Origin of the sequence: Nostoc mirabile CHAB5784, assembly GCF_020829645.1 — a bacterium.
Lineage (GTDB): Bacteria > Cyanobacteriota > Cyanobacteriia > Cyanobacteriales > Nostocaceae > Nostoc > Nostoc mirabile.
Window position 1 is genome coordinate 1 of the sequence record NZ_JAIVFS010000215.1, and the last position, 5,890, is coordinate 5,890.

Consider the following 5,890-nt stretch of genomic DNA (forward strand, 5'->3'; position numbering starts at 1 on the left):
CATCGCAGTACTGATCTACCACGGTGATCGTGGAGGTAGCCGTTCTTGAACCCAATTAAATACCCTTGCTAAGTTAAACTGTTAGTAATTAATTATACTCTCATGAGAGTAATAAAAGAGCGTTAGGAAACTCGATCCTATGAAAATTGGCATTATTGGCTCAGGCAACATGGGCAGGTCGGTAGGAATTCTTTGGGCACAACGGGGACACGAGGTTTTCTTTGGTTCCCGTGAGGCAGCGAAAGCACAAGCTCACGCAGAACTTGCAGGACACGGTGCCAAGGGCGGGACAAACGATGAAGCGGCGGCGTTTGCAGACGTAATTTTTTATGGCGTGCGGGAGCTACCTTCTAAGGTTTTTTCTGCAACCGATGTGCTAACAAACAAAGTACTGATTGATTGTAATAACTCACCCATCCCTGAAGATTTTGCTTTTGAACCAATTGCAGAATCAATTGCTGAAAAATTTGCCGCTGATGTACCCAATGCCCACATAGTCAAAGCCTTTAACACCTTTGCTCAAGAAGTGTTTGAACTAAGTCCAGACCCACTTAAGCAATATCAGGTTTCGTGCTTTGTATGCAGCGATAACGAGCAGGCAAAGCAGACGGTGATCGCTTTGATAACAGATATCGGCTTTAACCCTGTCGATTGTGGAGAATTGCATCGTGCGCGCATGGTTGAGGGTTTAGGCGACTTTATTCGATTTATGATTGGTGGTAGGAAACTAGGCTCTTATGCAACAATTTCAGTTCATCAACTTCCAGAAGCCAAGGAACAACGCTTGGGGGGACGTAAACCAGGATACGCCTGAAGCAACTAAAAAAGCTCTTAAATTAGAAGAAATATGACAAGAAGAACAACGGTTGCAACAAGACCGCGTAGGCGCAGCCCGCCGTAGGCATCGCACTGCTACTAATCGGGGTAAAAGCCTGCATCTAACACTTCATCTAAAGTGTACTCGCAGCTTTCAGGAAAGCGGTCTTCATCCAATCCGGTTTCATTTGCCGCAGATAGCACCGCAATTTCATAGGCATCCGCCAATTTCTGCTCAATTTCAGACTTCAAGCTGGGGCTATCTTCTAACAATAATGAAATGCGTTTGCGCTGCTCCCGAATGGTTCGTTCCCAACTTTTTGATCGTTTTTCTGGTTGATACTGCCATTTCAAAAGGTGTGCCAGCAGCACAGCAAAGCGATTGATCAACTGTCGTTTATCACTCCTCGCCATGCCTTCCAATTCCTCGGCAATCTGCTCTAGATCGAGTTCTGAAAATTGTCTTCGTCGCAATAGTTCAGCACTTTTGTACAACCAGGCATAAAAATCTCCTTCGTAGGTAGCATTCGTTTGGTGGTTCATATCTAAGCCTGCCATTTTTCGACAAAGTCCTTACATTAGAAACCTCCTCAATTATGACTGCTGAAGAACAACGATTACAAGAAGACCGAGAACGCAAAGCTTACTGGCGACGCTGGGGATCGTATTTGAGTGAGCGGCAATGGGGTACAGTGCGCGAAGACTACAGCCCCGATGGTTCAGCTTGGGACTACTTCCCCCATGACCATGCTAGATCGCGTGCTTACCGTTGGGGTGAAGATGGCATTGCCGGAATTTCTGACAATCATCAGCGATTGTGTTTTGCGATCGCTCTATGGAACGAGCAAGACCCGATCCTCAAAGAGCGGATGTTTGGCTTAACGAGCAACGAAGGCAATCACGGCGAAGATGTTAAAGAATACTACTTTTTTCTTGACAATACGCCAACTCATGCATACATGAAATTCTTGTACAAATATCCGCAGCAGGCATTTCCCTATACTCAATTAGTCGAAGAAAACCGTCGCCGCAGCAAGCAGGAACCGGAATTTGAATTGATTGACACGGGTGTATTTGCCGAAGACCGCTACTTTGATGTGTTCGTTGAGTACGCCAAAGCCTCTGCTGAAGATATATTAATTCAAATCACGATCGCCAATCGCGGTTCCCAGGCCAAGCCATTGCGTCTTTTGCCGTCGCTTTGGTTTCGCAATACTTGGTCATGGGATGGAAAAAGTAAAAAACCGATGCTGAAGGTGCTAAAATCTCAAGCAGATTTCAGCATCATTGAAGCGTCCCATCCTGACATGAGCAATTATTGGCTCTACTGTCAAGGTGCAACAGAACTTTTGTTTACTGAAAATGAAACGAATTTTCAGCGGCTGTATGGTGTGGACAATATCTCACCTTACGTTAAAGATGGCTTTCATGAGTATGTAATCTGCGATCGCACGGATGCAGTGAATCCGAACCGCATGGGTACGAAATTCGCTGCTGACTACAAATTGATGATTCCACCCGGTGCAACGCACACAGTACGCTTGCGGCTGGCGGATTCGTCTGGGATTGCCGATCCGTTTGGCGATGAATTCGAGCAAATTTTAAGCGATCGCATCAAAGAAGCCGACGAATTCTATCAGCGGATTACGCCATTTCAACTATCCGACGACGAGCGGATCATCCAGCGGCAGGCGTTTGCTGGGATGCTGTGGAGTAAACAGTTTTATCTGTATGTAATCGAAGATTGGCTCAAAGGCGACCCTACTACTCCGACTCCCCCCGATTCGCGTCGCAGTGTTCGCAACACAGATTGGGTACATCTGTATGTTGATGATGTTCTCTCGATGCCCGATACCTGGGAGTATCCTTGGTTTGCCGCTTGGGATTTGGCATTCCACATGATTCCCTTGGCAATGATTGACCCAGATTTTGCCAAGCGACAACTACAACGCCTGACACGGGAATGGTACATGCATCCTAACGGACAGTTACCCGCCTACGAGTGGGAACTGAGCGATGTCAATCCACCCGTACATGCATGGGCAGTGTGGCAAGTCTATCAAATTGAGCAGAAATTCTACGGACACGCTGACAAAGAATTTCTCGAACGGGTATTTCAAAAGCTGCTGCTCAACTTTACTTGGTGGATTAACCGCAAAGATGCCGAGGGTAAAAATATTTTTCAGGGCGGCTTTTTGGGCATGGACAACATTGGCGTGTTCGATCGCAGTGCCCCCTCACCGACAGGTGGCGATTTAGAGCAGGCAGACGGCACAAGCTGGATGGCAATGTTTTGCATGAACATGTTGACAATTGCCCTAGAACTGGCGATAGATGAACCCATCTACGAAGATATTGCCAGTAAATTCTTCGAGCATTTTCTGCGAATTGCCGATGCCATGAATGGGATTGGTAAGGATGAACTTGTCCTCTGGGATGAGGAGGACGGGTTCTTCTACGATGCACTGCACTTCCCAGATGGACATCATTGTCCCATGAAAGTGCGGTCGATGGTTGGTTTAGTGCCTTTGTTTGCGATCGGAATCCTAGAACCCGAAATTTTAGAAAAACTTAGCGGATTCCGCAAGCGAACCGAGTGGTTTATTGAAAATCGCCCAGACCTGACAACAGGAATTGCCTGTATGCAAACCACAGGCGAACACCAGCGCCGTTTACTGGCAATCTTAGACGGCAAGAAGCTAAAGCGCATCTTAGAGCGGATGTTAGATGAAGGCGAGTTTTTAAGTCCGTATGGCATTCGCTCTGTATCAAAATTTCATGCCGCTCATCCCTTCATCATCCACGTCAACGATCGGGAGTATCAGGTGGACTACGAACCGGCTGAATCCACAAACAACTTATTTGGTGGCAATTCTAACTGGCGTGGGCCGATTTGGTTTCCGATGAATTATCTGCTGATCGAAGCCTTATACTACTTTCATCAATACTTAGGAGATGACTACAAAGTAGAATGCCCGACTAATTCTGGACAATGGATGACGCTGAGGGAAGTGGCGATCGAGTTGTCAGAACGACTTGGACGCATTTTTCAACAAGATGCCAACGGGCATCGACCCGTCTACGGTGCCGTCGAGGTTTTTCAGACAAATCCTCATTGGCGAAATTTGCTTACCTTTAATGAGTACTTTCATGGCGACAATGGCGCTGGCTTAGGAGCAAGCCACCAAACTGGCTGGACAGGAGTGATTGCACAATTAATTCATCGGTGTGGTGAAAGTTGATTTCTCGATTAAACGAACAGCGCGATCGTCTAGCCCTTGCGGAAACCTGGACAAAATTGCCACGAGCGTAGGCTGTGCAACCAGGTTTTTGATTACTCTCTAGCTCGTGCTTCAAATAAGAAATTACAGTTTGGGCATCCCCAATTGTTAAATCAGGCTGATAATCTAGCGCTTGAAAATCAGGATGTACCGCAATCTCGTTGGGGATACTCCCAGTTCTTGGGTATCGATATTGTGGGTTGCATAGATAAATTGGTGTTAGTGAGGATGGGTTGGGCGATCGCTCTCTAGTTGTAGAAATGCGATCGCGCCGTGGTGTGTGATTACGCCGCTACCAGTTCCAAGTGCGGCTCATACTCCCGTAACTGTTCCCAGTCCTCGGTGGTCAGTTCGTCAACAGGGCGGTCTAATAATTCTTCATAATCGTTACTGCTGTTGAAGTTCCAGAACTGACCGAGCAGGAAATTAGCGATAAGCCTGACGGCATGGCTACGCTTACCGCCTGCACCTAGAGAGGAAAGTCGAGAGAGCAGTTTTTGAGGCGGGAAAGGCACTTATGGAACTGCGCGATCGCATGTATCGCTCCACACACTCAACGTTTGAGGAATATTGTAAGGATAGGTTTGGTTACAACCGTTCTCGCTCTTATCAAATAATTGATGCGGCTATCGTTGTGGACAACCTGCAAAAATGTCCACAAATTGTGGACATTTTACCAGTAGCAGAAGGACAAGTTCGACCGATGACTAAGCTTGAACCTCAGCAACAGCAACAAGTGTGGCTAACAGCAGTGCAAGAAACTGGGGGTAAAGTCCCAACAGGTAGAATCGTTAAAGATGTTGTGAACAGAATCCGTGAGCGAACCAAAGTCCCCAATCCCTATCACCTGGGAGAAATCTGTCTTCTGCTACCTAAAGATAACCTAGATTTGAGAGGGAAAAGTGGTTATTGGGGAGAATGGCTCTACATTTATAGGAGGTTTGTTGAGAAGTCAACACGTTGCGACCCAGGCTAACATTGCACTGTTGTCGGCGGCAAACAATGACGATTACAGCTACGTTGACCAGAATTTTCAGCCCGAATCCTTACAGACGTGGGGCAAACGTGGCTCTGTCATCAATGTTGAAATGCGGTGCTATCGGGAATCGGTGCTTGGGGGTTTGGTCGAGGATGGGTACACCGTCATTGGTGTCAAGTTAAGAAAAATGGATGACTGTCAAGAGTGGGCAAATCAATGGTAAAAGTCAACACCCCTGTGTTGAAAAGCCATGAGTAAACCACGGAAAAAGCAAGGGAATCCAGATTTTCGCCATCGAGTCAGCGTACCTGCCCCAGCCAGTCAAGAGATAGAATCACGCAATATGAACTAATCAGTCCAGGAACCTACAGCTAACCTCAAAGGGGTAAAAGACTTTGAACGGAGCTTGCGTTCACGAATACTGAAGAAAGCCAGTAATGGCAGCAATAGTGTTGAGTATAGTGTATTGACAAGTACAACATCTTACGGATGTATTGCGATCGCTAGAAATAGAAGGATTAATCTGGGTGGAAGCAACGAAAGTCAGTAAACAAGCGTTGTCTCAAAGACTCAATAGTTTGCCGGCTCATCTATTTGCACTAGTTTTTGAGCAAGTGATAGAGCGTCTGTCAGCGAAAAGGAGCGCAAATAGATGAGCCACGACTCTTGGTCGTCAGTAGCACAAAGGTAAGGATTCAGGTCTAATATTTAGGAAGTAGAGATGGGGGAGACAGATAATTATTAGAATCAACCAGTAGTGCTTGTACAAAAAAATCAATAATAGACTTGCCTTGACGACGACAAGTCTGCACCA

The 5,890-nt window shown here is 46.4% G+C and carries 7 protein-coding genes; 5 read left to right on the forward strand and 2 right to left on the reverse strand.

The features are described from left to right. Positions 1-139: 139 nt before the first annotated feature. A complete protein-coding gene (locus LC653_RS44290; RefSeq protein ID WP_229501596.1) occupies positions 140-814 on the forward strand; it encodes an NADPH-dependent F420 reductase in 675 nt (224 codons plus the stop codon). Positions 815-915: 101 nt separating this feature from the next. Here the strand turns inward: LC653_RS44290 and LC653_RS44295 are convergent, their stop codons facing one another. After that, positions 916-1,359: a DUF29 domain-containing protein gene (locus LC653_RS44295; RefSeq protein WP_229501597.1), complete on the reverse strand. Its 444-nt coding sequence runs from the start codon at positions 1,357-1,359 to the stop codon at positions 916-918. Between the two features lie 53 nt (positions 1,360-1,412). Here LC653_RS44295 and LC653_RS44300 point away from each other — a divergent pair, with 53 nt between their 5' ends. Together LC653_RS44300 and LC653_RS44305 are read left to right on the forward strand one after the other, a co-directional pair. Beyond that, positions 1,413-4,058, forward strand: a complete 2,646-nt coding sequence (locus LC653_RS44300; RefSeq protein WP_229501598.1) for an MGH1-like glycoside hydrolase domain-containing protein — start codon at positions 1,413-1,415, stop codon at positions 4,056-4,058. Between the two features lie 36 nt (positions 4,059-4,094). Continuing rightward, positions 4,095-4,349, forward strand: coding sequence for a hypothetical protein (locus LC653_RS44305; RefSeq protein ID WP_229501599.1), 255 nt, complete (start codon positions 4,095-4,097; stop codon positions 4,347-4,349). Between the two features lie 32 nt (positions 4,350-4,381). Here LC653_RS44305 and LC653_RS47110 read toward each other — a convergent pair whose 3' ends face one another. After that, on the reverse strand, positions 4,382-4,612 hold the full coding sequence (locus tag LC653_RS47110) for a hypothetical protein (RefSeq protein WP_308189255.1): 231 nt from the start codon (positions 4,610-4,612) through the stop codon (positions 4,382-4,384). A gap of 2 nt (positions 4,613-4,614) precedes the next feature. On the opposite strand from LC653_RS47110, the gene LC653_RS44310 reads away from it, so the two are divergent. Continuing rightward, positions 4,615-5,073 carry a hypothetical protein gene (locus tag LC653_RS44310; protein ID WP_308189256.1) on the forward strand — a complete coding sequence of 153 codons (459 nt, stop codon included), beginning with the start codon at positions 4,615-4,617 and terminating at the stop codon, positions 5,071-5,073. 10 nt (positions 5,074-5,083) lie between these two features. Continuing rightward, positions 5,084-5,299, forward strand: coding sequence for a hypothetical protein (locus LC653_RS44315; RefSeq protein ID WP_308189257.1), 216 nt, complete (start codon positions 5,084-5,086; stop codon positions 5,297-5,299). Positions 5,300-5,890: the final 591 nt, after the last annotated feature.

Excerpts from the sequence above, each read along its gene's own strand:
- LC653_RS44290 (WP_229501596.1), top strand. The coding sequence starts at position 140 with ATGAAAATTGGCATTATTGGCTCAGGCAACATGGGCAGGTCGGTAGGA.
- LC653_RS44295 (WP_229501597.1), bottom strand. The coding sequence starts at position 1,359 with ATGAACCACCAAACGAATGCTACCTACGAAGGAGATTTTTATGCCTGG.
- LC653_RS44300 (WP_229501598.1), top strand. The coding sequence starts at position 1,413 with ATGACTGCTGAAGAACAACGATTACAAGAAGACCGAGAACGCAAAGCT.
- LC653_RS44310 (WP_308189256.1), top strand. The coding sequence starts at position 4,615 with ATGGAACTGCGCGATCGCATGTATCGCTCCACACACTCAACGTTTGAG.